Here is a 24,462-nt window from a genome sequence, read left to right as displayed (position 1 = left end):
GCATCCGTGCACGGGAAAGACCGCGACACCCGCACCGGCAGATCCGCAGGTCACAGACGGCGCCTGACATCCCGTACGTCCCGCAGGGCGCTCGCCCTGCTGAGCGGCCTGCTCCTCGCAGGAGCCTCGCTCGGCCTCACCGCGCCCCAGGCCGGCGCAGCCGTCGCCGACGAGCCGGCCGCCCCCGTGGCGGCAGCCGCCGCCGAGGACTTCCAGCAGGTCACCCTGGCCAAGGGCGAACCGGAGGTCGGCGAGCCCATGTCGCTCGCCGTCCTCCCCGACCGCTCGGTCCTGCACACCTCGCGCGACGGCGAACTCCGTATCACCGACGTCGCCGGAAACACCCGGCTCGCCGGCAAGCTCGACGTCTACTCCCACGACGAGGAGGGCCTCCAAGGCATCGGCGTCGACCCGGAGTTCAGCACCAACCGCTTCATCTACCTGTACTACGCACCCCCGTTGAACACCCCGGCGGGCGACGCCCCCGAGACGGGCACCGCGGCCGACTTCGCGCCCTTCGACGGCGTCAACCGGCTCTCCCGGTTCGTCCTGAACACCGACGGCACCCTCAACAGCGCCAGCGAGACGAAGATCCTCGACGTCCCGGCCTCACGCGGCCTGTGCTGCCACGTCGGCGGCGACATCGACTTCGACGCGGCGGGCAACCTGTACCTGTCGACGGGCGACGACACCAACCCCTTCCAGTCGGACGGCTTCTCGCCCCTCGACGAGCGCGCCAACCGCAACCCGGCCTTCGACGCCCAGCGTTCGTCCGCCAACACCAACGACCTGCGCGGCAAGATCCTGCGCATCAAGGTCAACGCGGACGGCTCGTACGCCGTCCCCAGCGGCAACCTCTTCGCACCCGGCACGGACAAGACGCGCCCCGAGATCTACGCGATGGGCTTCCGCAACCCGTTCCGCTTCAGCGTCGACAAGGCGACCGGCATCCTCTACATCGGCGAGTACGGCCCCGACGCGGGCGCCGCCGACCCGGCCCGAGGCCCCGCAGGACAGGTCGAGTTCGCCCGTGTCACCGGCCCCGGCAACTTCGGCTGGCCGTACTGCACCGGCGCCAACGACCCGTACGTGGACTACGACTTCGCGACCGGCACCTCCGGCGCGGCCTTCGACTGCGCCGCTCCGAAGAACACTTCGCCCAACAACACCGGCCTGACCGACCTTCCCCCGGCGCAGGCCGCCTGGATCCCGTACGACGGCGCGTCCGTACCGGAGTTCGGCGACGGCTCCGAGTCACCGATGGGCGGCCCGGTCTACCACTACGACCCCGCGCTCGACTCCCCGGTCAAGTTCCCGCAGGCGTACGACGGCGACTTCTTCGCCGGTGAGTTCGGCCGCCGCTGGATCAAGCGGATCAGCAGCGACGACAACGGGACCGTCCAGTCCGTCAACGACATTCCGTGGACCGGCACCCAGATCATGGACATGGCCTTCGGTCCGGACGGCGCCCTGTACGTCCTCGACTACGGCATCTCGTGGTTCGGCGGCGACGAGCACTCCGCCCTGTACCGCATCGAGAACGCCACCGACGGTCACTCCCCGGTCGCGCAGGCCGCCGCCGACGTCACCTCAGGACAGGCCCCGCTGAAGGTGAAGTTCTCGTCCGCCGGCACCACCGACCAGGACGGCGACGCCCTCACGTACAGCTGGGACTTCGGCGACGGCGGAACATCGACCTCGGCGAACCCCTCCCACAGGTACAAGACCAACGGGACGTACACGGCGACGGTGACCGCCAAGGACACCACCGGCCGCACGGGCAGCGCGAGCGTCCAGGTCGTGGTCGGCAACACCGCCCCCAAGGTGGTCCTCCAACTCCCGCAGGACGGCCAGCTGTTCGCCTTCGGCGACGCGATCCCGTTCAAGGTGAAGGTCACCGACCGCGAGGACGGCCGGACCATCGACTGCACCAAGGTCAAGGTCACCTTCATCCTCGGCCACGACAGTCACGGCCACCCGCAGACCTCGGCGAACGGCTGCTCCGGCACCATCCAGACCAGCGCCGACGGCGGCCACGACCCGAACGCCAACATCTTCGGTGTCTTCGACGCCCAGTACACCGACCTCGGAGGCGGCGGCCAGGCACCCCTGACCACCCACGACCAGAACGTCGTCCAGCCCACCCACCGCCAGGCCGAGCACTTCAACAACTCCTCGGGTACAGCGGTGAGTTCACGGGAGGCGGCGCACGGCGGCAAGACCATCGGCGACATCGACAACGGCGACTGGATCGCCTTCACGCCGTACGTCCTGAGCAACGCCAAGTCGCTCACGGCACGCGTCGCCTCGGCCGGCGCGGGCGGCAAGCTGGAGATCCGCGCGGGTTCCCCGACCGGCAAGGTGCTGGGCCGGACGACCGTACCGGCGACCGGCGGCTGGGACACCTACCAGGACGTCACCGCCAGGCTGTCCTACGCCCCGCAGGGCACGACCACGCTCTACCTGGTCTTCAAGGGAGCCGCCGGCGGTGACCTGTACGAGGTGGACGACTTCGCCTTCACCACGGGCTGAGGGGAGTACGCCATGCGATCAACAGGCAGAACCATCACCGCTGTTGTGGGCACGGCACTGCTCCTCGGAAGCGTGTCGACCCCGGCCGCCTCCAAGCCCGCGCCACGGCACACCGACCGCGTGCTCGTCTTCTCCAAGACGGCCGCCTTCCGGCACGACTCGATCCCTGACGGCATCACGGCACTCAAGGAGCTCGGCGCGAGCGCCGGCTTCAAGGTCGACGCGACGGAGGACGCGGCGGCGTTCAACCCGGCGAACCTCCGCCGGTACGCCGCCGTCGTCTTCCTCTCGACGACCGGCGATGTGCTGACGGACCGTCAACAGGCGTCGTTCGAACGCTACATCCACCACGGCGGCGGCTATGTGGGCATCCACGCGGCAGCCGACACGGAGTACGACTGGGCGTTCTACGGCGGTCTGGTCGGCGCCTACTTCCAGGGGCACCCGGCGATCCAGCCGGCCCGGACGGTGGTGGAGGACCGAGCCCACCCGGCGACCTCGGCCCTGGGCGCCGACTGGAACCGCACCGACGAGTGGTACAACTACCGCTCGAATCCCCGGAGTTCAGTGCGCGTCCTGGCCTCGCTCGACGAGTCGTCGTACACCGGCGGCACGATGAACGGCGATCACCCGATCGCCTGGTGCCACAACTACGCGGGCGGACGCTCCTTCTACACCGGCGTCGGCCACCTGTCCTCGGCGTACACCGAACCGACGGTCCGGCAGCACCTGTTGGGCGGAATCCGCTGGGCCACCGGCAAGGCCCAGGCGGACTGCCGCCCGGAGAACGGCTACCAGCCGCTCCTCGACGGCACCTCCCCGACAGGGTGGAAACAGGCGGGACCGGGCACGTTCACCCTCTCCGACGACGGCACCCTGACGTCGTCGGGCGGCATGGGGATGCTCTGGTACGCCGACCGGAGCTTCGGCTCGTACTCGCTGAAGCTGGACTGGCGGGCGAGCGGCGACGACAACTCCGGGGTGTTCGTGGGCTTCCCGCCCTCGGACGACCCCTGGTCGGCCGTCACGCAGGGCTACGAGGTCCAGATCGACGCGACCGACGCCCCCGACCGCACCACCGGGGCCGTGTACGGCTTCCGCTCCGCCGACATCAGGAAGCGCGACCGCGCGCTGAATCCGCCGGGGGAGTGGAACACGTACGAGATCCGCGTGGAGGGCGAACGGCTCCGCGTCTGGCTCAACGGCGTGCAGATCAACGATTTCACCAACACCGATCCGGCCCGCAGCCTGCGGGACGGTCACATCGGCATCCAGAACCACGGAGCCGACGACCAGGTGTCCTTCCGTGACATCCGGATCAAGGAACTGCCCGTGACCGCGCCGGCGAGCCCGGCCGCCGCGGGCGACTGAGCGGCGGCGGGCGGAGGACGCCGGACCTCCGCCCGCCGCCTTCCTTCCCCTCTCGGCCCGCGGCCGGAGGGTGCGAACACCGTGAACGACAAGGAGGCTGCCCATGTCCACGTCGTCGTCCCTTCCTCGAACTCGTGTGGGGGTATGGCTGATCGGCGCCCGAGGGTCCGTCGCCACCACCGTCGTCGCGGGCTGCGCCGCCGTGACCGCGGGACTGCACCGCCCCACGGGCATGGTCACCGAAACACCCCCGTTCACGGACTGCGACATCCCGCCCCTGTCCTCCCTCGTCTTCGGCGGCCACGACACGGTGGACTGCCCGCTGCCGAAGCGCGCCGAGGCACTGGCGGCAGCGGGCGTCCTGCCGTACGGCCTCCCGTCGGCGATCACCGCCGAACTAGCCGCCGCGGACCGGGAGATCAGGCCGGGCGCCCCGACTGCGGGCGACGCCACCCGGACCCCGGAGGAGCTCATCGCGGCCTTCGCCGCAGACATCCAGGACTTCGTACGACGCTGTGACCTGACCCGCGCGGTGGTGGTGAACGTGGCGTCCACCGAGCCGGTCCCGACCGGCACCGCACTCCCGCCGAGTTCCCTGTACGCGGCGGCGGCCCTGCGCGCGGGCTGCCCGTACGTCAACTTCACACCGTCCACAGGCCTGCACCACCCGGCGCTGACCCACGCGGCGGCGACAAGCGGTCTGCCCTACGCGGGCCGGGACGGCAAAACGGGCCAGACACTGCTCAGGTCGGTCCTCGGCCCGATGTTCACGCAACGCGCGCTGGAAGTCCGCGCCTGGTCGGGCACCAACCTCCTCGGCGGGGGCGACGGAGCCTCCCTCGCCGACCCCTCCGCGGCGGCGGCGAAGAACGCCGGCAAGGAACGCGTCCTCACCGACACCCTCGGCACCACGCCGGAGGGCGTGGTCCACATCGACGACGTCCCGTCCCTCGGCGACTGGAAAACCGCGTGGGACCACATCGCCTTCGACGGCTTCCTCGGCACCCGCATGACCCTCCAGACCACCTGGCAGGGCTGCGACTCGGCCCTGGCGGCCCCACTGATCCTGGACCTGGCCCGCCTCACCGCCCGCGCCCACGAAGCAGGCCTCTTCGGCCCCCTGAGCGAACTCGGCTTCTATTTCAAGGACCCGCTGGGCGACGGACCGCCGGGGCTGGGGGAGCAGTACGCGCAGTTGTTGGCATTCGCGGGGCGACTGCGGGGCCGGATGCGGGGCGGGGGAGAGGCCGGGACGGCTGCCACCGCCGAAGGCGTGGGCCGGGGATCGGACACGCAGATGGACCCACAGGCGGAGGAACGTCGTCCGAGCGGCCCCCTGGGCGGGCATCCGTCCGCCGGCGAAGGGGAGTGCCGATGAGTGCACGCCCCACCACCCCCCTCCGTTTCGGCTACGGCACCAACGGTCTCGCCGACCTCCGTCTCGACGACGCCCTCGGCCTGCTGGCCGACCTGGGGTACGACGGCGTCGGCCTGACCCTCGACCACATGCACCTCGACCCGCTCGCCCCCGACCTCTCCGCCCGCACCCGGCAGGTCGCACGCCGTCTGAACGCCCTCGGTCTCGGCGTCACCGTGGAAACCGGCGCCCGCTATGTACTCGACCCACGCCGCAAACACGGCCCCTCTCTGCTCGACGCGGACCCGGACGACCGCTCCCGACGCGTCGGCCTCCTGCTCAGGGCCGTGCGAGTCGCCGCGGACCTCGGCGCCCACGCCGTGCACTGCTTCAGCGGCATCACTCCCGCCGGCACGGACTCCGCCACCGCCTGGAACCGCCTGGCCGAAGCCCTGGAGCCCGTCCTGGACGCGGCCACCGCCGCCGGCATCCCGCTCGCCGTAGAACCCGAACCCGGCCACCTCCTCGCCACCATCGCCGACTTCCACCACCTCCGCCACGCCCTCGACGACCCGGCGGCCCTCGGCCTCACCCTCGACATCGGTCACTGCCAGTGCCTCGAACCGCTCCCTCCCGCCGACTGCGTCCGCGTCGCCGCCCCGTGGCTGCGCCACGTCCAGATCGAGGACATGCGCCGCGGAGTCCACGAGCACCTCCCGTTCGGCGACGGCGAGATCGACTTCCCGCCCGTACTCGCCGCGCTGTCCGCCACCGGCTACCAGGGCCTGACCGTCGTCGAACTCCCCCGCCACTCCCACGCGGGCCCCCATTACGCCGAACACTCCCTCCGCTTCCTCCGCCGGACAGCACCCTCCACCCCGCCCCGGCAGGCCGCCGCGAAGAGCCGTGTCGCTCCGGTCACCCCAGCCACGGACGCCTCGGTCCCCCCGGACAGCCGGCGAAACCAGCCACCCCTGTCCTCGGCCGTCACCGCCCCAACTGCCACTCCTGCCACTCCTGCCACCCCCTTCCTCACCCTGGCCCAGCTTTCCGCCACCCCAGAGGGGAGCACCCCGTGACCCAGCCCCCCTCCGCCCCCGGCCCCGCCACGATGGGCAGCCCCCTCTCCCTCGGCCCGCTGGACGACCTGCACACGCAGGTCACCGCCCACCTCGGCGACGCCGCCCGCACCTGGCTCGCCCAGGCCCTGGACGAGGCAGCCGCCCGCCCCGGCGCCCGCGGCCCCATCGCCGCCTGGGAGTTGCGCCTGGCCGAAGCCGGCCGCCGCTGCGGCACCGACCACGCCGACGCCGTACGCGTCCTGATCCTGCACGCCGCCCACGCCGACACGGACGCCCTCACCCGGGTCTACCAACAGGGCACCGCCGCCGAACGCCGAGCCGTCCTGCACGCCCTGCCCCACCTGGTGCCCGGCCCCGACGCCCTCCCCCTCGTCGAGGACGCCCTGCGCACCAACGACACCCGCCTGGTCGCCGCAGCCGTCGGACCGTACGCCGCCCGTCACCTGGACGCCCACAACTGGCGCCACGCCGTGCTCAAGTGCCTGTTCACCGGAGTGCCCGTCGACGCGGTGGCCGACCTCCACCACCGGGCCCACGCCGACGCGGAACTCGCCCGCATGCTCGACGACCACGCCGCCGAACGCACCGCCGCCGGCCGCCCCGTCCCCGCGGACCTGCACCGAGTCCTGGCCCTGACGGCGTCCGAAGCCGCCCCTCCGGCAACCGACGGCTCCCCCCGCCTTCCTCGCGGCGGCCCCGAAGACCAGGAGTCCTGATGCGCATCTTCGACCCCCACATCCACATGACGTCACGGACCACCGACGACTACCGGGCCATGTACACCGCGGGTGTCCGCGCCGTCGTCGAACCCTCCTTCTGGCTCGGCCAGCCGCGCACCTCGCCCGCCTCCTTCCTCGACTACTTCGACTCCCTCCTGGGCTGGGAGCCCTTCCGCGCCGCCCAGTACGGCATCGCCCACCACTGCACGATCGCCCTCAACCCCAAGGAGGCCAACGACCGCCGCTGCGTGCCCGTCCTCGACGAACTGCCCCGGTATCTCGTCAAGGACCAGGTCGTGGCCGTCGGCGAGATCGGCTACGACTCGATGACCCCCGCCGAGGACACCGCCCTCGCCGCCCAGCTCCAGCTGGCCGCCGACCACGAGCTGCCCGCACTCGTCCACACCCCGCACCGCGACAAGCTCGCCGGCCTGCGCCGCACCCTCGACGTCGTACGGGAATCCGACCTGCCCCCGGAACACGTCCTGGTCGACCACCTCAACGAGACCACCGTGGAGGAGGCCAAGGACGGCGGCTGCTGGCTCGGCTTCTCGGTCTATCCGGAGACGAAGATGGACGAGGAACGGATGGTCGCGATCCTCCGCCGGTACGGCCCCGAGCGGGTGCTGGTCAACTCCGCCGCCGACTGGGGCAGAAGCGACCCTCTCAAGACCCGCAAGGTCGGCGACCTGATGCTCGCGGAAGGCTTCACCGAGGACGACGTCGACCGGGTCCTGTGGCGCAACCCGGTCGCCTTCTACGGGCTCAGCGGCCGGCTGAACCTCGACGTCGACGCGACCGACGCCACCCACGAGGGCAACTCCATCCTGCGCGGCGGGGAGTGAACGATGCGCTTCCGCCACCCCGACGGGTCCACCGTCCACCTCGCCTACTGCACCAACGTCCACCCCGCCGAAACCCTCGACGGCGTTCTCGCCCAACTCCGCGACCACTGTGAACCCGTACGCCGACGCCTCGGCCGCGACCGGTTGGGCATCGGACTGTGGCTGGCCAAGGACGCCGCCCACGCCCTGGTCACCGATCCCTCCGCCGTGCGCGGCCTGCGCACCGAACTCGACCGGCGCGGCCTCGAAGTCGTCACCCTCAACGGCTTCCCGTACGAGGGCTTCGGCGCCGAGGAGGTCAAGTACCGCGTCTACAAGCCGGACTGGGCCGACCCCGAGCGGCTCGCCCACACCACCGACCTGGCCCGGGTCCTCGCCGGTCTCCTCCCCGACGACGTCACCGAAGGCAGCATCTCCACCCTGCCCCTGGCCTGGCGCACCGCCCACGACGGCGAACGCGCGGCCACTGCCCTGACCGCCCTGGCCACCCTCGGGGAGCGCCTCGACGCCCTCGCCGACCTCACCGGCCGCTCCATCCGGATCGGCCTGGAACCGGAACCCGGCTGCACCGTCGAGACGACCGCCGACGCCATCGCCCCGCTCACCACGATCGGTCACGACCGCATCGGCATCTGCGTCGACACCTGCCACCTCGCCACCTCCTTCGAGCATCCGCACATCGCCCTGGACGCGCTCACCCAGGCCCGCGTCCCCGTCGTCAAGTCCCAGCTCTCAGCCGCCCTGCACGCCGAACACCCCCATCTCCCCGAAGTCCGCGAGGCCCTCGCCGCCTTCGACGAACCCCGCTTCCTGCACCAGACCCGCACGGCCACCGCCGCCGGACTGCGCGGCACCGACGACCTGGGCGAGGCCCTCCAGGGCGACGCCCTGCCCGACGCCTCCCCGTGGCGGGCCCACTTCCACGTCCCGCTCCACGCGGCCCCCACCGCACCCCTCACCTCCACGCTCCCCGTACTGAAGGCCGCGCTGACCCGGCTGGTCGGCGGCCCGCACCCCCTCACCCGCCATCTGGAGGTCGAGACCTACACCTGGCAGGCACTCCCGCCCGAGCTGCGGCCCCGCGCCCGCGCCCAGCTCGCCGACGGCATCGCCGCCGAACTCACCCTCGCCCGCGACCTGTTGACGGACCTGGGCCTGAAGGAGCTGCCATGACTCCCCGCCCCGCCGACACAGCCCCGCAGCCTCCGCAGCCGGCACGCCCAGACCCCGTACCGCTCCTCGTCCTGGACGTCGTCGGCCTCACCCCCCGTCTCCTCGACCACATGCCCCGGCTCAAAGCCCTCGGCCGCTCCGGTTCCCAGGCCCCGCTGGGCACCGTCCTGCCCGCCGTCACCTGCGCCGCCCAGTCCACCTTTCTGACCGGCACCCTCCCTTCGGAGCACGGCATCGTCGGCAACGGCTGGTACTTCCGCGAACTCGGCGACGTACTGCTGTGGCGCCAGCACAACGGTCTCGTCGCCGGAGACAAACTGTGGGACGCCGCCCGCCGCGCGCATCCCGGCTACACGGTCGCCAATATCTGCTGGTGGTACGCCATGGGCGCCGACACCGACATCACCATCACCCCCCGTCCGATCTACTACTCCGACGGCCGCAAGGAACCCGACTGCTACACGCGTCCCCCGGCCCTGCACGACGAACTCACCGCCGCACTCGGCACGTTCCCCCTGTTCCACTTCTGGGGCCCCGGCGCCGACCTCACCTCCAGCCGCTGGATCATCGACGCGACCCGGCACATCCTGCGCACCCGCCACCCCGACCTGGCCCTGTGCTACCTCCCTCACCTCGACTACGACCTGCAGCGCTTCGGCCCCGACGACCCGCGCTCCCTGAAAGCAGCCGCCGACCTGGACGCGGCCATGGCTCCGCTCCTGGACGACGCCAGGGCCGAAGGCCGTACCGTCGTCGCACTCTCCGAGTACGGCATCACCCGCGCCGACCGGCCCGTCGACATCAACCGGGCCCTGCGTCGCGCAGGCCTGCTCGAGGTGCACACCCAGGACGGCATGGAGTACCTCGACCCGATGGCGTCACGCGCCTTCGCCGTCGCCGACCACCAGATCGCCCACGTCTACGTGCGGCGACCGGAGGATCTGGAGCCCGTCAAGGAAGCGCTCGCCGGCCTGCCCGGCATCGATCAACTCCTCGACGACGAGGGCAAGAAGATCCACCATCTCGATCATCCGCGTTCCGGTGAACTCGTCGCCGTGGCAGAGCCGGACGCCTGGTTCACGTACTACTACTGGCTCGACGACGCACGCGCGCCCGACTTCGCACAGCTCGTCGAGATCCACCGCAAACCCGGATACGACCCGGTCGAACTCTTCATGGATCCGCTCGACCCTTTCGTCAAGGTCAAGGCGGCGACCGCACTGGCCCGCAAGAAACTGGGCCTGCGTTACCGCATGGCGGTCGTGCCCCTGGATCCCTCGCCTATTCGCGGCAGCCACGGCCGCCTTCCGGCGAGCGACGACGACGGTCCGCTCCTCATCTGCTCCACCCCCCGTGCCGTCGGCGGCCGCATCGCGGCCACCGATGTGAAGTCGCTCCTGCTCCAACTCGCCGGTCTCTCCTGACTGGTCACCAGTGAAGCACTCACCACTGACAACGCCCTTCGATCCAGAGGAGCTCCACGCATGAGCCGCACCCACTCCACGGACCCCGAACTCTCCCACCGCCTCAGCAGACGAAACATGCTCGGCGTGGCCGCGGGCGCCACCGCCGCCGCGCTGCTGGGCGCCGCCGCGGCTCCCGCCGCTGCCGCAACCGACGCCACGTCCGCCGCCGGGGGCCGGGGCCGTCCCGTCCTGCCGCCCGGCAGGCTCGGCATCCAGCTGTACAGCCTGCGCGACAAGGTCTCCACGCTGGGCTTCGCACCCGTCTTCGCCGAGCTGAAGAAGTACGGGTACGACGAGGTCGAGTTCGCCGGATACACCCAGGGCTCCGCAGGACCCATCACCCTCGCCCAGCTCAAGCGACTGGCCAGGAACAGCGGCCTCAACCCGATCGGCAGCCACGTCGGTTACTACTCCAGCGACCCGAACGCGTACACCTTCGCGCAGAACCTCGACAAGGTCCTCGACGACGCCCAGGCGCTCGGCCTCAAGCACATCGGCACCGCCTCCAACCCGTTCCGCTACGGCTCGACCGTCGACGCGTGGAAGCGCGCGGCGGAGGAGTTCAACACGTACGGCGCGGCGGCGAGGGCGCGCGGCATGAAGTTCTACCAGCACAACCACTCCGAGGAGTTCTCCTTCGCCACCGACAACCCGAAGGTCCGGCTCTACGACGTACTGCTCGCCGAGACCGACCCCAGGCTCGTGTACCTGGAGATGGACATCTTCTGGGCCTACTCGGGCCAGTTCCGTTTCTCGCAGCGGCCCGACGGCACCCCCGCGCCCTTCGAGCCCCTCGACTACGTCCTCAGGCAGCCCGACCGCTACCCGCTCTTCCATGTGAAGGACGGCGTGAGCGACCCGGGCAACCAGTACGGCTACCGCATGACCGACGTCGGCGACGGAGACATCGACTACCAGCGGTTCATCTCCGGCGTCACCCGGCTGCGCGGCCACCGGCTGGCGCACCACTGGCAGGCGGAGCACGACAACCCGGCCGAGTCGTTCACCTTCGCCAAGCGGTCGAGCGCACATCTGCACTCACTGCGCGAGAAGTGCTGACCGAACCACGTACACGTACACGTGAGGAGGCCCTCCCGGAACCCCGGGAGGGCCTCCTCACGTGTACGTGCCGTCAGCCCGCGGGCTGAGGCTCCGCGGTCCGGACAGCCGTGGTGCGACCCGGCTGCCGCAGCAGCAGGGCGATCCCCGCCGCCACCATGGAGACGGCGCCGGCCAGGGCGTACGCGCCGTCGTACCCCCAGGCCGCGACCACCATGGAGCCGAGGCCGCCCCCGAACAGGCCGCTGACCAGCTTTCCGCTGTACACCAGCCCGTAGTTGGAGGCGTTGTAGTTCTCCCCGAAGTAGTCCGGGGTGAGCGCCGCGAACAGCGGGTAGAACGCACCGCCGCCGAAGCCGGAGAGGAAGGCGAAGAACAGGAACAGTGCCTCGCTCCTGACGTCGCCCGCCCAGATCACGCCGAACTGGGCCAGGCCCAGGACGACGATGACGAACACCAGGGTGGGTTTGCGGCCCCACGTGTCGGACAGCCAGCCCACGACACCGCGGCCGACGCCGTTGACGACCGCCATGACACCCATCGACGAGGCGGCCACCAGCGGGCCGAAGCCCACCTCCTTGGCGTAGTCGACCTGGAAGGAGATGCCGAAGATGGACACTCCCGCGGTCAGCACGATGGAGAGCCACATCAGGGGGAGCATGCCGGTCCTGATGGCCTCCTTGGGTGTGTACTGCTTCACCGCGGGAGGGTTCTTGGCGAGGCTCGTCGCGTTCTTGTCGTCGCCGGAGTACGTCAGCGGATCGATGTCCGCGGGCCACCAGTTCTTCGGCGGATCCTTGAAGAAGGAGGCGGACGCGAGGACCACGATCATGATGTAGCAGCCGATGAGGTCCAGGACCCGGTGGTAGTTCGCCGTGTCGAAGCCGTAGTTGAAGATGAAGATGAACGGCAGTGATCCGTACGCGAATCCTCCGTTGACGAACCCGGTACGTGCGCCGCGGCGTTCGGGGAACCACTTGCCGACCATGTTGATGCAGGTCGCGTAGACCAGGCCGGCCCCGATGCCGCCGACGACGCCGAAACCGAGGATCGCCAGCAGGACGTTGCTCAGGTGCGACAGGGCGAGGAACCCCACCAGGCACAGGCCCGAGCCGACGTACATGGCGGTACGGGCTGTCAGCAGGCCCTTCTCCCGCAGCCAGCCCGCGGGGAAGGCGATGCCGGCCTGGAAGAAGACCCAGACGCTGAGGATCCAGAAGGTGTTGCTCTGCGTCCAGCCGTGGGCGTGGGACAGGGTGTCCTCGGCCGATCCGTACGCGTATTCGAAGACGCTGATGGCCATCATGGCGATCCACGGCAGATACACCATGAGCTTGCGGGAGTGACCGAGGATGTCCCGGTCGCTCTGGCCCACGCGGTAGACGCGGCCGCGGGGGTCGGTCACTTCTCGGTAGGGACGGTGTGCGGCGCCGGTGTGTGCGGAGGAATCTTCTGCTGCGTACGGATCTGCCGTCATGTCAGGCCGTTTCTTCGCCGAGCGGTCGCTGGTTGGGGGTGATGTGCTTGGACTTGGGACGACCTGGCGGGGTCAGGAAGAGTGCGATGCATGCGGCGAACAGCGAGATCGAGCCGGCCAGAGTGAACGCCCCACTGTGGCCCCAGTTGTCCACCACGACCTTGCCCATGCCGGCTCCGAGCAGGCCGGACACCAACTTGGAGCTGTAGACCAGACCGTAGTTGGACGCGTTGTTGTTCTCGCCGAAGTAGTCCGCCGTCATCGCCGCGAACATCGGGAAGATGGCGCCGCCGCCGAACCCGGAGATGCTGGAGAAGAGCAGGAACAACGGCAGGCTCTCCATGTTCGCGGCCCACAGAATGCCGTACTGCGACAGGCCGAGGACGATACAGACGAAGATCAGGCACCGCTTGCGTCCGTAACGGTCCGAAAGCCAGCCGATCACACCGCGCCCGGTGCCGTTGACGATGGCCTTCATCGACATGGCCGCCGCCACGATGCCGCCCGCGAACCCGGCCTCCTTGCCGATGTCGACCTGGAAGGCGATGCCGAAGATGTTCACACCCGAGGTGCACAGCAGGCAGAACCACATCAGTGCGACCCGCCCGGTCTGCCAGGCCTCCCTCGGGGTGTACTGCTTCACGGCGGGCGGGTTCATCGCCATCGCACGCCGGGCACGTGGGTCGTTCGGCGGCCGCAGCGGGTCGACCTCGGCGGGCCACCAGTTCTTCGGCGGGTCCCGGAAGAAGTAGCCGGCGACGGCCACCACCGCGGCCAGGAAGACACCGACCGAGACGAGTACCCAGCGGAAGTTCGTCAGGTCCATGTAGTTGGTGAAGAGGAAGACGAACGGTACGGAACCATAGGCGAAACCGCCGTTGACGAAGCCGGTCTTGCCTCCCTTGCGTTCCGGATACCACTTGCCGACCATGTTCACGCAGGTCGCGTAGACCATTCCGGCACCCATACCGCTGAACATGCCGAACCCGACGTACGCGACGATCACATGCGGCGCGAATGCGAGGGACAGATATCCGAGCAGTGTGCCGAGTGCGCCGAGCAGCATCGCCCAACGGGCGGGCAGTTTTCCGCTTTCCCTGAGCTTTCCGGCGGGGAAGGCCACAGCGGCCTGGAAGAACACCCAGACACCCAGCATCCAGAAGATGTGCCCGTCGTTCCAGCCGTGTGCGATGTGCAGGGTGTCCTCGGCCGACGCGAACGCGTACTCCGCCGAGCTGATGCCCATCATGCCGACCCACGGCAGGATGACCATCCACTTGCGTTTACGGCCCATGATGTCGATGTCGCTCTCACCGACGCGGTACATGCGGCCGTTCTGGTCCGTCACCTCCCGGTACGGGACGGACTGCGAGTAGTCGATGGTTGTCATCTGATCAAGCACTCCTTGCGTCGAAAGATCTGGCCAGCGCCCCCTGTCCAAATGCCTTTCGTGCGCGCACGGATCACCGGGGCCGAACGACGCGCACCGTCGGTCGCCCCCCCCGTGCTCGGTTACGTCATGAACCGCCCCCCAACAGCCGGGAGTCTCCGCACCGTTGTGGTGCGCCGAAGGATTCCCACGTCAGATCACCCCGCTGGCCCGGAGCAGGCGCAGTTCCTCATCACCCAGGCCGAGTTCGCGGATGAGGATTTCTTCGGTGTGCTGGCCCAGGAGGGGCGGGGTGGTGATGTGGGTGGGGGAGTCGGAGAGTTTGAGGGGGTTGCCGACGGTGGTGAAGGGGCCGCGTTCGGGGTGGTCGACGGTGACGATCATGTCGTTGGCCGCCAGCGAGGCGTCCTCGATGATCTCTTTCGTCGACAGGATCGGCCCGCAGGGAATGTTGTGGGTGTTCAGCTGTTGCAGAACCTGCCCTTTGGGCAGGGTCGAGGTCCATTCCTCGATCAGCTGGAACATTTTCGCGAGTTTCGGCAGGCGTGCCTGGGGGGTGGCCCATTCGGGGTCGTCGGCGAGTTCGGGCCGGCCGATCAGCGCGGTGAGGGGGGCCCATCCGACGGGCTGGACGATGACGTACACATAGTCGTTGGGACCCCCGGGCGCGCAGCGCACGGCCCAGCCGGGCTGCCCGCCCCCCGACGCGTTGCCCGAACGGGGCACCTCGTCGCCGAAGCCGTCGTTGGGATACTCCGCGAGCGGGCCGTGGGCCAGCCGCTGCTGGTCCCGCAGTTTCACCCGGCACAGGTTCAGGACGGCGTGCTGCATCGCCACGTCCACCCGCTGCCCCCGCCCGGTCCGCTCGCGCTGCAGCAACGCGGCCAGGATCCCCGCCACACAGTGGACACCGGTGCCGGAGTCCCCGATCTGCGCACCCGTCGCCATCGGCGGCCCGTCCTCCAGGCCGGTGGTCGCCATGGACCCGCCCATCGCCTGCGCGACCACCTCGTACGCCTTGAACCCGGTGTACGGGCCCGGCCCGAACCCCTTGATCGACGCGTACACGATCCTCGGGTTGATCTCCCGGATCCGCTCCCAGGTGAACCCCATCCGCTCCACCGCACCCGGCCCGAAGTTCTCCACCATCACATCCGAACGCCGGATCAGCTCCGTGAGGATCTCCCTGCCCCGCCCGGTCTTCGTGTTCAGCGTGACACTGCGCTTGTTGCAGTTGAGCATCGTGAAATACAGGGAATCCACCTCCGGCACATCCCGCAGCTGCCGCCGCGTGATGTCCCCGCCCGGAGCCTCCACCTTCACCACATCCGCACCCAGCCACCCCAGCAACTGCGTCGCCGACGGCCCCGACTGCACATGCGTCATATCCAGCACACGAACACCCTCAAGAGCCCTCGTCGTCACAGGTCACCTCGCTTGTCCGTTGCCTTGAGCGTCCTGGTCGGACCGATCCCGAGTGCCGTTTGGCACATTGCATACAGTCGACGAATACTGTATGAAGATTGTTATCCCGCATCCGATGGGTGATGTCCAGGGGGCGTGCAGCACTTTTAAGACGGGAGCCGAACATGGACCTGTACGAGCATCAAGCCCGCGGACTCTTCGAAGAACACGGCATCCTCGTACCGAGGGCGGAGGTCACCGACTCGCCCGAGGGGGCGAGGGAGTCGGCCCGCGAACTCGGTGGCCGCGTCGTCGTCAAGGCGCAGGTCAAGACCGGCGGCCGGGGCAAGGCAGGCGGTGTACGACTTGCCGAGGATCCGTTCGCGGCGGAACTCACGGCACGTCAGATCCTCGGCATGGACATCAAGGGCCACACGGTCCGCAAGGTCATGTTGGCCCAGGCCATTGAACTCGCCGACGCCGAGAGCGAGTTCTACGTCTCCTACGTCCTCGACCGCGCCGTCGGCCGATTCCTCGCCATCGCCTCCGCCGAGGGCGGCACGGAGATCGAGGAGGCCGCCGCCGCCCGACCGGAGGCGGTGACCCGTGTCCACATCGACCCGGCCGAGGGCGTCACCTCCGCGAAGGCGGGGGAAATCGTCGAGGCCGCCGGGCTTCCACCGCAGGCCGTCGACGTCCTCGTACGGCTGTGGCAGGTGCTGGTCCGCGAGGACGCCGTCCTCGTCGAGGTCAACCCGCTCGTCCGCACCCGGCAGGGGCAACTCGTCGCCCTCGACGGCAAGGTCACTCTCGACAACAACGCCCGCTTCCGGCAGGCGCGTTGGGGCGCCGAGGAGGTGGAGTACGACGACACGCTGGAGGCGACGGCTGCCGCGAAGGGCCTCAACTACGTGAAACTCGACGGCGAGGTCGGCATCATCGGCAACGGCGCCGGCCTGGTCATGTCGACCCTCGACGTGGTCGCCGGCTGCGGTGCGCGCCCCGCCAACTTTCTGGACATCGGCGGCGGGGCGTCCGCCCGGATCATGGCCGACGGGCTGTCCGTCATCCTCTCCGACCCGGCTGTGCGGTCGGTGTTCGTGAACGTCTTCGGTGGGATCACCGCCTGCGACGCGGTCGCCGACGGCATCGTGCGGGCGCTGGACGCCGTCCAGTTGACCAGACCGCTCGTCGTACGCCTCGACGGCAACAACGCGGCGCGAGGCCGCGCCATCCTCGACGAGCACGCCCACCCGCTGGTCGAGCAGGCCACCACCATGGACGGCGCGGCCCGTCGTGCCGCCCAACTCGCCACCGCAGCCTGAGGAGACGGCACATGGCGATCTACCTCACCAAGGAGAGCAAGGTCCTCGTCCAGGGCATGACCGGCGGCGAGGGCATGAAACACACCCGGCGCATGCTCGCGGCCGGCACGAACATCGTCGGCGGCGTCAACCCGCGCAAGGCCGGCCGCACCGTCGACTTCGACGTCCCCCAGTGCCTTAAGGGCCTGGGAGGTGCCCCCATGGCCGTACCCGTCTTCGGGTCGGTCGCCGACGGCATACGGGCGACCGCAGCCGACGTCACCGTCGTCTTCGTACCGCCCGTCTTCGCCAAGGCCGCCGTCGTCGAAGCGGCCGACGCCGGCATCGGACTCGCCGTCGTCATCACCGAGGGCATCCCCGTCCACGACACCGTCTCCTTCACCGCGTACGCGAAGGAGAAGGGCACCCGGATCGTCGGCCCCAACTGCCCGGGGCTGATCACACCCGGCCAGGCCAACGCGGGCATCATCCCGGCCGACATCACCAAGCCGGGCCCTGTCGGCCTGGTCTCCAAGTCCGGCACCCTCACCTACCAACTCATGTACGAGCTCCGGGACATCGGCTTCTCCACCTGTGTCGGCATCGGCGGCGACCCCGTCGTCGGCACCACGCACATCGACTGCCTGGCCGCCTTCCAGGACGACCCCGACACCGAACTCGTCGTCCTCATAGGGGAGATCGGCGGCGACGCGGAGGAACGTGCGGCCGCGTACATAAAGGAGCACGTCACCAAGCCCGTCGTCGGCTACATCGCCGGCTTCACCGCGCCCGAGGGCAGGACCATGGGGCACGCGGGCGCCATCGTGTCCGGTTCGGCGGGCACGGCGCAGGCGAAGAAGGAAGCGCTGGAGGCGGTCGGCGTCCAGGTGGGAAACACCCCGACCGAGACGGCCCGCCTGGTGCTCGCCCTGCTGGCGGCCGACCGCGACGCCACCCCTGCCTGACAGGCGATGACCGCCGGTCCGTACGGCGGTCATCGCACCCCTGATCCCCTCGCACCCCCCGCCCCCGACTGTGCACCGAGAGCGGAGACACCGCATGGCAACCACCCTCAACTCCACCCACCTCGTGGTGAAGTCCGGTACGTCCTGGACCGACGCCTGGCAGCGATGCCTCACCGTCGCCCCCGAGGCGTTCCGCGACGACCGCGTCCTCAACCTCTGGAACGCGGCCTGGCGGGCGGACGGCCGGGCCCTGCCCGCCACCAGCCCCGTCGACGGCAGCCCGATCGCCGGCCCGCCGCGCCTGGACCGGGACACCGCCCGCCAGGCCGTCCGCGCCTCCCTCGACCAGCACCGCGCCTGGCGCCACATCCCGCTCGACGAACGCCGCGCCCGCGTCGCGGCCACCCTCGACGCCCTCGCCCAGCACCGCGAACTCCTCGCCCTCCTGCTTGTCTGGGAGATCGGCAAGCCATGGCGGCTCGCGCAGGCGGACGTCGACCGGGCCATCGACGGCGTGCGCTGGTACGTCGACGGCATCGAGCCGATGGTCGCCGACCGGGTCCCGCTGCACGGGCCGGTGTCCAACATCGCCAGCTGGAACTACCCGATGAGCGTGCTCGTTCACGCGATGCTGGTACAGGCACTGGCAGGCAACGCGGTCATCGCCAAGACCCCGACCGACGGCGGTGTCGCCTGTCTGACTCTGGCCTGCGCGCTCGCCGCCCGTGAGGGGATTCCCGTCACCCTCGTCAGCGGCAGCGGGGGAGAGCTGTCCGAGGCGCTGGTGCGGGCGCCCGAGATCGGCTGCGTCTCCTTCGTCGGCGGCCGCGACACCGGCGCCGCGGTGGCCACGGCCGTCGCCGACCTCGGCAAGCGTCACGTACTCGAACAGGAGGGGCTCAACACCTGGGGCATCTGGAACTTCTCGAACTGGGACGCCCTCACGGCCGTCATCCCCAAGCTCTTCGACTACGGCAAGCAGCGCTGCACGGCGTACCCGCGCTTCGTCGTCCAACGGCAGCTGTTCGACGAGTTCCTGGCTGCCTACCTCCCGGCGGTGCGCACCCTGCGCCTCGGGCATCCGCTCGCCGTCGAGAACGCCGACGACCCCTACCCGGCACTGGACTTCGGGCCGGTGATCAACGCGGCCAAGGCGAAGGAACTGCACGACCAGATCGCCGAGGCCGTCGACCGCGGCGCCGTCCCGCTGCACCGCGCCGACCAGGCCGACGCCCGCTTCCTGCCCGGCCAGGACACCTCGGCGTACGTCCAGCCGGTCACCCTCCTGAATCCGCCGCCGTCCTCACCGCTGCATCACGCGGAGCCGTTCGGGCCGGTCGACACCATCGTCCTCGTCGACACGGAGGCGGAGCTGCTGGCCGCGATGAACGCCTCGAACGGCGCACTGGTGGCCACGCTGTCCACGGACGACCGGGCGACCTTCGACCGCCTCGCCCCGCAGATCCGCGCGTTCAAGGTCGGCCACGGCACGCCGCGTTCGCGGGGCGACCGCGACGAACTGTTCGGCGGGTTCGGCGCGTCCTGGCGCGGTGCGTTCGTCGGCGGCGAGCTGCTGGTGCGCGCGGTGACCCAGGGACCGGTGGGGGAGCGGCTCCCCGGGAACTTCCCCGAGTACCAGCTCATGCCGTGACCGGCGGCCGGGTGGCGCCCGTGCGAGGGTGCCGCGTTCTGGACATCACGTGCACACACGTCGACGTACGAATGAGGTGGCGATCATGACGAGGGCTCTTGAGGGTGTTCGTGTGCTGGATATGACGCATGTGCAGTCGGGGCCGTCGGCGACGCAGTTGCTGGGGTGGCTGGGTGCGGATGTGGTGAAGGTGGAGGCTCCGGGCGGGGACATCACGCGGCGGCAGCTGCGGGATGTGCCGGAGGTGGATTCCCTGTATTTCACGATGCTCAACTGCAACAAGCGCAGTGTCACGCTGAACACGAAGACCGGGCGGGGCAGGGAGATCCTCACGGAGCTGATCCGGCGTTCGGATGTGATGGTGGAGAACTTCGGGCCGGGTGCGGTGGAGCGGATGGGGTTCACCTGGGAGCGGATCCGGGAGATCAACCCGAGGATCGTGTACGCGTCGATCAAGGGGTTCGGGCCGGGCCCGTACACCGCCTTCAAGGCGTACGAGGTGGTCGCGCAGGCGATGGGCGGGTCCATGGCGACCACCGGCCTGGAGGACGGGCCGCCGATGGCGACGGGTGCGCAGATCGGGGACTCCGGCACCGGTGTCCACTGCGTGGCGGGGATCCTGGCCGCGTTGCTGCAGCGCGAGCGGACCGGGCGGGGGCAGCGGGTGGACGTGGCGATGCAGCACGCCGTCCTGAACCTGTGCCGGGTGAAACTGCGGGACCAGCAGCGGCTGGCCCACGGCCCGCTCGCGGAGTATCCCAACGACGGCTTCGGCGACGAGGTGCCCCGTTCGGGCAACGCGTCGGGGGGCGGGCAGCCCGGCTGGGCCGTGCGCTGCGCGCCCGGGGGTCCCAACGACTACGTGTACGTCATCGTCCAGCCCGTCGGATGGGCCCCCCTCACCGCCCTGATCGGCCGGCCCGAACTCGCCGACGACCCCGAATGGGCCACCCCCCAGGCACGCCTGCCGAAACTCGCGAAAATGTTCCAGCTGATCGAGGAATGGACCTCCACCCTGCCCAAAGGGCAGGTCCTGCAACAGCTGAACACCCACAACATTCCCTGCGGGCCGATCCTGTCGACGAAAGAGATCATCGAAGACCCTTCGCTGGCCGCCAACGACATGATCGTCACCGTCGACCACCCCGAACGCGGCCCCTTCACCACCGTCGGCAACCCCCTCAAACTCTCCGACTCCCCCACCCACATCACCACCCCGCCCCTCCTGGGCCAGCACACCGAAGAAATCCTCATCCGCGAACTCGGCCTTGAGGAAGACGAGTTGTCGTCCCTCCAAGCGCAGGGCGTGATCTGACCGACGCCGCTTCCGCCTCGTCCCGGGCACGGCGCAGCCGCCCGTGCCCGGGACGTTTTTCCGTCCCATCCGGCGAATCCGACTGGAGTGAGGTAGCCAGCATGTCGACACACGCACCCCGTTTCGCCCAGTGGGCCCCCAGCACACCCGGCCCCGGGACCGACACCGACACCGACACCGGGACCGGGACCGGGACGGTCACGGACCGGCTCGTGGAGTCCAATCGCACCTACGCCGCCGCCTTCGCCGACCCGGGGATGGACGCCCGTCCGGTGCTCCAGGTAGCGGTCGTGGCCTGCATGGACGCCCGCCTCGACCTGCACGCCGCGCTCGGTCTGGAGCTCGGCGACTGCCACACCATCCGCAACGCCGGTGGCGTGGTCACCGACGACACCATCCGCTCCCTGACCATCAGTCAGCGCGCGCTCGGTACCCGCAGTGTCGTCCTCATTCACCACACCGGCTGCGGCCTGGAGTCCCTCACGGAGGACTTCCGGCACGAGCTGGAGGACGAGGTGGGCCAGCGCCCCGCCTGGGCGGTGGAGGCCTTCCGGGACGTCGACCAGGACGTACGGCAGTCGATGCAGCGCGTGCGCACCAACCCGTTCCTGCTGCACACCGACGACGTCCGCGGCTTCGTCTTCGACGTGGCGACCGGGCTGCTCCGGGAGACGGACCCCCGGTCCTGAGCCCCGGCCCTAGGGCGCTTCTGATGGATCTCCGCGGCGTCCACGGAGATCCATCAGAAGCGCCCTAGCCGTCACCCGCTCCGGTCGGTCATCGCGGCGATCTGCTCGCAGTAGAAGTCGGTGGTGTTCGCGGTGTGCCGGCGCATGAGGTGTTCGGCGCGGTCGGGGTCGGCGTCGGCGATGGCCTCGATGATCCGGGCGTGCTCGCTCCAGGCGTCCGTGCCGCGGGGCTTGGCGATGGGCATGTAGTACCAGCGGACGCGCCGGTCCACCTGGGGGATGAGCTCGGCCAGGACCGCGTTGCGGGAGAGATGCGTGATGTGGGAGTGGAGGGCCGCGTTGGCCTCCACGATGGCCCGGGCGTCGCCGGCCGCGAGGGCCCTGAGGCCGATTCGCTGGAGTTCCCACAGTCGGGCTACGTCGGCGGGAGTGGCGTGCTCGGCGGCGCCGCGTGCGGAGTGCGTCTCCAGGATGGCCCGGACGCTGAGCAGTTGGGAGCACTCCTCGGCGGTGGGGGAGTGGACGAAGGCGCCCTGCGCGGGGCGCAGGTCGACCCAGCCGGCGGTGTGCAGCCGTTGGAGGGCTTCGCGTATGGGCTGGCGGCTCACGCCGAGGTGTTCGGCGAGGTCGGCTTCGACGAGGTGCTGGCCGGGCTTGAGGGAGCCGGTGATGATCAGTTCGGTCAGGGTGTCGTAGACGGCCTGGCGCAGTGGTGCGGGCCGGGGGATCGGGCCCCGCGCTGCGACGGCGGGTGTGTCGGGCATGGGCCCTCTCCCTCGTTCGACTGCTGACGGCAACGACGAACATCAACTTCGGGATACTGAGTTTAGTATGCAATAGCCATTTCTGCGCTGCCCGTACTGGCGGGCGTGGAATTTGGCGCTTCGACCCCTGGTGCCCGGCGAAGGCATGCAGAATACTGTATGCAATCACTCCCGAGGGGGTCACTCCGTTGTCGTACCGCACCGCTCTCGCAGAAGTCCTGACCCGTGCCGTCGCGCCCTGCGCCGAACTGACCGGCAGGGAAGGCAGATTTCCCCGTGGTGCCGTGACGGCCTTCGGGGCCACCGGACTGCTGGGGCTCACCGTCTCGACCGAGTTCGGCGGCGCCGGGCTGGGCCTGCCGGAAGCCGCCGAGGTGGTGGCACGGACCGCGCGGGTCTGTCCGGCGACGGCAGCCGTGCTCCGGTCCCACTACACCGCGGTCGCCGTCATCGAGTCGTACGGCAGCCCCTGGGTGCGAGGGGAGATCGCCGCCGGACGCCACCTCAGCAGCCTCGCCCTCATGGAGGACGACCATGCCGGGCGCGAGATGGAGGCCCACCTGCTCATGCCGCGCTGCACGGCCGTTCGCTCCGGTGGCGTGGTCGCCCTGCGTGCGCGCAAACGCCGGGTGGTCGCGGCGGGGGAGGCCGACAGTTACGTCTGGTCCTCCCGGCCGCTCGGCGCGCCGGACGGCCTGAGCCTCTGGGGGGTTCCGGCGCACGCTCCGGACCTGTTCGTGCCGGCCCGGCCGGACGCCGTGGGGCCGCCCGGCAGCGCGACGTCCACGGTGGTCGCCGATCCGGTGCTGGTGCCCGCCGATGTGCGGCTCGGCGCGGACGGCGGCGGGCTCGACATCGTGCTGCGCACGGTCCTGCCGTGGCTGCTCGAACTACAGGCCGCCGCCGCTGGGCGGACGGGCGACCTCGCGCCCGTCGGAGTCCGGCCCGCCGAATCCCTCACGCGGTCCTGAACTCCAGCCTGAACTCCAGCCTGGGGAGGGCCGGTTCGGGCGGTCGATCCGGACGGCTCGTTCGGATGTTCCTGTGGACGTCGGTCGACGTCAGTCCTTGCTCGCCCCAGCGGCGATCTGCCGGCGATAGAAGTCGGCGGTGCGCTCGGTGTGCTTGCGCATGATCTCGCCCGCGCGGTCCGCGTCGCCCCGGGAGATGGCCTTGATGAGCTGGGTGTGCTCGTTCCAGGCTTCCTTGCCGCGGGGCTTGGCGATGGGGGTGTAGTACCACCGCACCTTCTGGTCCACCTGCGAGAGCAGTTCGGCCAGTACGTCGTTCGCGGCCACGGAGGTGATGCAGGCGTGCAGCGCCGTGTTGGCCGCGACCAGGCGCTCGACGTCACCGGCGGCGAGCGCGTCCACGCCCTGCGACTGGAGCTCGCAGAGACGTTCGACGTCCTCGGGCTTCGCGTTGCGGGCGGCGAGCTGGGCCGAGTAGGTCTCCAGCACCGAGCGGACACCGAGGAGTTGGGCGGCCTCCTCCTCGGTGGGGGAGTGGACGAAGGCGCCCTGCGCGGGCCGCAGGTCGACCCAGCCCGCGCTCTGGAGCCGCTGAAGGGCCTCGCGGACCGGCTGTCGGCTGACTCCGAGGTGCTCGGCGAGTTCGGCCTCGACCAGGTGCTGGCCGGGCTTGAGGGTGCCACTGACGATCAGTTCGGCAAGGGCGTCGTACACGGCCTGGCGCAGGGGTGCCGGGCGGGTGACGCGCCGGGACGCTGCGGCCGTGAGTGCCTCGCGCATGGTTGTCCCGTTCTGCCGCCGGGCCGACGGCTTTGCCAAGAGGTGGCCGCCGAGAGGGTTGCTGCGACGGAAGTTTCAGCATACAGGTTTTGGTATGCAACATGGCGTTTGGGCGGTCCACCGTGGGGCGCGCATCTCGGAGTTCTTC

General features: G+C 70.1%; 20 protein-coding genes. 15 read left to right on the top strand and 5 right to left on the bottom strand.

What is annotated here, in order from left to right; translation table 11 throughout:
* Positions 1–6 precede the first annotated feature (6 nt).
* From ACH4TV_RS34020 to ACH4TV_RS33980, 9 genes are all read left to right on the top strand, one after another.
* Positions 7–2,532: a PQQ-dependent sugar dehydrogenase gene (locus tag ACH4TV_RS34020; protein WP_398404974.1), complete on the top strand. Its 2,526-nt coding sequence runs from the start codon at positions 7–9 to the stop codon at positions 2,530–2,532.
* 12 nt (positions 2,533–2,544) lie between these two features.
* Positions 2,545–3,903, top strand: coding sequence for a ThuA domain-containing protein (locus ACH4TV_RS34015; protein ID WP_398404972.1), 1,359 nt, complete (start codon positions 2,545–2,547; stop codon positions 3,901–3,903).
* Positions 3,904–4,006: 103 nt separating this feature from the next.
* Positions 4,007–5,281, top strand: coding sequence for an inositol-3-phosphate synthase (locus ACH4TV_RS34010; RefSeq protein WP_398404970.1), 1,275 nt, complete (start codon positions 4,007–4,009; stop codon positions 5,279–5,281).
* Positions 5,278–6,339: a sugar phosphate isomerase/epimerase family protein gene (locus ACH4TV_RS34005; RefSeq protein WP_398404968.1), complete on the top strand. Its 1,062-nt coding sequence runs from the start codon at positions 5,278–5,280 to the stop codon at positions 6,337–6,339. The genes ACH4TV_RS34010 and ACH4TV_RS34005 overlap by 4 nt, the downstream gene beginning before the upstream one ends.
* 32 nt (positions 6,340–6,371) lie before the next feature.
* A complete protein-coding gene (locus tag ACH4TV_RS34000) occupies positions 6,372–7,058 on the top strand; it encodes an EboA domain-containing protein (protein WP_398405161.1) in 687 nt (228 codons plus the stop codon).
* Entirely contained in the window at positions 7,058–7,906 is an 849-nt protein-coding gene (locus ACH4TV_RS33995; protein ID WP_398404966.1) for a TatD family hydrolase, read from the top strand. Before ACH4TV_RS34000 ends, ACH4TV_RS33995 begins: the two co-directional genes overlap by 1 nt.
* A 3-nt stretch (positions 7,907–7,909) precedes the next feature.
* The gene (gene eboE / locus ACH4TV_RS33990) at positions 7,910–9,079 is read left to right on the top strand and encodes a metabolite traffic protein EboE (protein ID WP_398404964.1); all 1,170 of its coding nucleotides are present in this window, start codon (positions 7,910–7,912) and stop codon (positions 9,077–9,079) included.
* Positions 9,076–10,503, top strand: a complete 1,428-nt coding sequence (locus tag ACH4TV_RS33985; RefSeq protein WP_398404962.1) for a nucleotide pyrophosphatase/phosphodiesterase family protein — start codon at positions 9,076–9,078, stop codon at positions 10,501–10,503. Before eboE ends, ACH4TV_RS33985 begins: the two co-directional genes overlap by 4 nt.
* 60 nt (positions 10,504–10,563) lie before the next feature.
* Entirely contained in the window at positions 10,564–11,604 is a 1,041-nt protein-coding gene (locus ACH4TV_RS33980; protein WP_398404960.1) for a sugar phosphate isomerase/epimerase family protein, read from the top strand.
* Positions 11,605–11,677: 73 nt separating this feature from the next.
* Here the strand turns inward: ACH4TV_RS33980 and ACH4TV_RS33975 are convergent, their stop codons facing one another.
* The 3 genes from ACH4TV_RS33975 to frc (ACH4TV_RS33965) form a co-directional block, all read right to left on the bottom strand.
* Positions 11,678–13,081 (bottom strand): OFA family MFS transporter, encoded by a 1,404-nt coding sequence (locus tag ACH4TV_RS33975; protein WP_398404958.1) that lies wholly within the window; start codon positions 13,079–13,081, stop codon positions 11,678–11,680.
* 1 nt (position 13,082) lies between these two features.
* Complete coding sequence (locus ACH4TV_RS33970; RefSeq protein ID WP_398404957.1) at positions 13,083–14,471, bottom strand: OFA family MFS transporter; 1,389 nt, start codon at positions 14,469–14,471, stop codon at positions 13,083–13,085.
* Positions 14,472–14,663: 192 nt separating this feature from the next.
* Positions 14,664–15,857: a formyl-CoA transferase gene (frc, locus tag ACH4TV_RS33965; protein ID WP_398405159.1), complete on the bottom strand. Its 1,194-nt coding sequence runs from the start codon at positions 15,855–15,857 to the stop codon at positions 14,664–14,666.
* Between the two features lie 203 nt (positions 15,858–16,060).
* Here frc (ACH4TV_RS33965) and sucC point away from each other — a divergent pair, with 203 nt between their 5' ends.
* The 5 genes from sucC (at position 16,061) to ACH4TV_RS33940 (ending at position 21,799) form a co-directional block, all read left to right on the top strand.
* Positions 16,061–17,200, top strand: a complete 1,140-nt coding sequence (gene sucC, locus ACH4TV_RS33960) for an ADP-forming succinate--CoA ligase subunit beta (protein ID WP_398404955.1) — start codon at positions 16,061–16,063, stop codon at positions 17,198–17,200.
* Between the two features lie 11 nt (positions 17,201–17,211).
* Positions 17,212–18,144, top strand: coding sequence for a succinate--CoA ligase subunit alpha (gene sucD, locus ACH4TV_RS33955; RefSeq protein ID WP_398404953.1), 933 nt, complete (start codon positions 17,212–17,214; stop codon positions 18,142–18,144).
* Between the two features lie 94 nt (positions 18,145–18,238).
* Positions 18,239–19,795 carry an aldehyde dehydrogenase family protein gene (locus tag ACH4TV_RS33950; RefSeq protein WP_398404951.1) on the top strand — a complete coding sequence of 519 codons (1,557 nt, stop codon included), beginning with the start codon at positions 18,239–18,241 and terminating at the stop codon, positions 19,793–19,795.
* A gap of 85 nt (positions 19,796–19,880) precedes the next feature.
* On the top strand, positions 19,881–21,110 hold the full coding sequence (frc, locus tag ACH4TV_RS33945; protein WP_398404949.1) for a formyl-CoA transferase: 1,230 nt from the start codon (positions 19,881–19,883) through the stop codon (positions 21,108–21,110).
* 101 nt (positions 21,111–21,211) lie between these two features.
* Positions 21,212–21,799, top strand: a complete 588-nt coding sequence (locus ACH4TV_RS33940) for a beta-class carbonic anhydrase (protein ID WP_398404947.1) — start codon at positions 21,212–21,214, stop codon at positions 21,797–21,799.
* 71 nt (positions 21,800–21,870) lie between these two features.
* Here ACH4TV_RS33940 and ACH4TV_RS33935 read toward each other — a convergent pair whose 3' ends face one another.
* Complete coding sequence (locus tag ACH4TV_RS33935; RefSeq protein ID WP_398404945.1) at positions 21,871–22,563, bottom strand: GntR family transcriptional regulator; 693 nt, start codon at positions 22,561–22,563, stop codon at positions 21,871–21,873.
* 188 nt (positions 22,564–22,751) lie between these two features.
* On the opposite strand from ACH4TV_RS33935, the gene ACH4TV_RS33930 reads away from it, so the two are divergent.
* On the top strand, positions 22,752–23,534 hold the full coding sequence (locus ACH4TV_RS33930; protein WP_398404943.1) for an acyl-CoA dehydrogenase family protein: 783 nt from the start codon (positions 22,752–22,754) through the stop codon (positions 23,532–23,534).
* Positions 23,535–23,624: 90 nt separating this feature from the next.
* On the opposite strand, the gene ACH4TV_RS33925 is transcribed toward ACH4TV_RS33930, so the two are convergent.
* The gene (locus ACH4TV_RS33925) at positions 23,625–24,314 is read right to left on the bottom strand and encodes a GntR family transcriptional regulator (protein WP_398404941.1); all 690 of its coding nucleotides are present in this window, start codon (positions 24,312–24,314) and stop codon (positions 23,625–23,627) included.
* Positions 24,315–24,462 lie beyond the last annotated feature (148 nt).

This window comes from Streptomyces sp. NPDC020898, assembly GCF_044333925.1.
Taxonomy (GTDB): Bacteria; Actinomycetota; Actinomycetes; order Streptomycetales; family Streptomycetaceae; genus Streptomyces.
The sequence above is the reverse complement of the archived record's forward strand: the minus strand, read 5'-3'. Positions and strand labels throughout refer to the sequence as shown.

Bases quoted from the DNA above. Each gene is read 5' to 3' on its own strand.
- ACH4TV_RS34015 (WP_398404972.1), top strand. From the start codon at position 2,545: ATGCGATCAACAGGCAGAACCATCACCGCTGTTGTGGGCACGGCACTG.
- ACH4TV_RS34010 (WP_398404970.1), top strand. From the start codon at position 4,007: ATGTCCACGTCGTCGTCCCTTCCTCGAACTCGTGTGGGGGTATGGCTG.
- ACH4TV_RS34005 (WP_398404968.1), top strand. From the start codon at position 5,278: ATGAGTGCACGCCCCACCACCCCCCTCCGTTTCGGCTACGGCACCAAC.
- ACH4TV_RS34000 (WP_398405161.1), top strand. From the start codon at position 6,372: ATGGGCAGCCCCCTCTCCCTCGGCCCGCTGGACGACCTGCACACGCAG.
- ACH4TV_RS33995 (WP_398404966.1), top strand. From the start codon at position 7,058: ATGCGCATCTTCGACCCCCACATCCACATGACGTCACGGACCACCGAC.
- eboE (WP_398404964.1), top strand. From the start codon at position 7,910: ATGCGCTTCCGCCACCCCGACGGGTCCACCGTCCACCTCGCCTACTGC.
- ACH4TV_RS33985 (WP_398404962.1), top strand. From the start codon at position 9,076: ATGACTCCCCGCCCCGCCGACACAGCCCCGCAGCCTCCGCAGCCGGCA.
- ACH4TV_RS33980 (WP_398404960.1), top strand. From the start codon at position 10,564: ATGAGCCGCACCCACTCCACGGACCCCGAACTCTCCCACCGCCTCAGC.
- ACH4TV_RS33975 (WP_398404958.1), bottom strand. From the start codon at position 13,081: ATGACGGCAGATCCGTACGCAGCAGAAGATTCCTCCGCACACACCGGC.
- ACH4TV_RS33970 (WP_398404957.1), bottom strand. From the start codon at position 14,471: ATGACAACCATCGACTACTCGCAGTCCGTCCCGTACCGGGAGGTGACG.
- frc (WP_398405159.1), bottom strand. From the start codon at position 15,857: ATGACGCATGTGCAGTCGGGGCCGTCGGCGACGCAGTTGCTGGGGTGG.
- sucC (WP_398404955.1), top strand. From the start codon at position 16,061: ATGGACCTGTACGAGCATCAAGCCCGCGGACTCTTCGAAGAACACGGC.
- sucD (WP_398404953.1), top strand. From the start codon at position 17,212: ATGGCGATCTACCTCACCAAGGAGAGCAAGGTCCTCGTCCAGGGCATG.
- ACH4TV_RS33950 (WP_398404951.1), top strand. From the start codon at position 18,239: ATGGCAACCACCCTCAACTCCACCCACCTCGTGGTGAAGTCCGGTACG.
- frc (WP_398404949.1), top strand. From the start codon at position 19,881: ATGACGAGGGCTCTTGAGGGTGTTCGTGTGCTGGATATGACGCATGTG.
- ACH4TV_RS33940 (WP_398404947.1), top strand. From the start codon at position 21,212: ATGTCGACACACGCACCCCGTTTCGCCCAGTGGGCCCCCAGCACACCC.
- ACH4TV_RS33935 (WP_398404945.1), bottom strand. From the start codon at position 22,563: ATGCCCGACACACCCGCCGTCGCAGCGCGGGGCCCGATCCCCCGGCCC.
- ACH4TV_RS33925 (WP_398404941.1), bottom strand. From the start codon at position 24,314: ATGCGCGAGGCACTCACGGCCGCAGCGTCCCGGCGCGTCACCCGCCCG.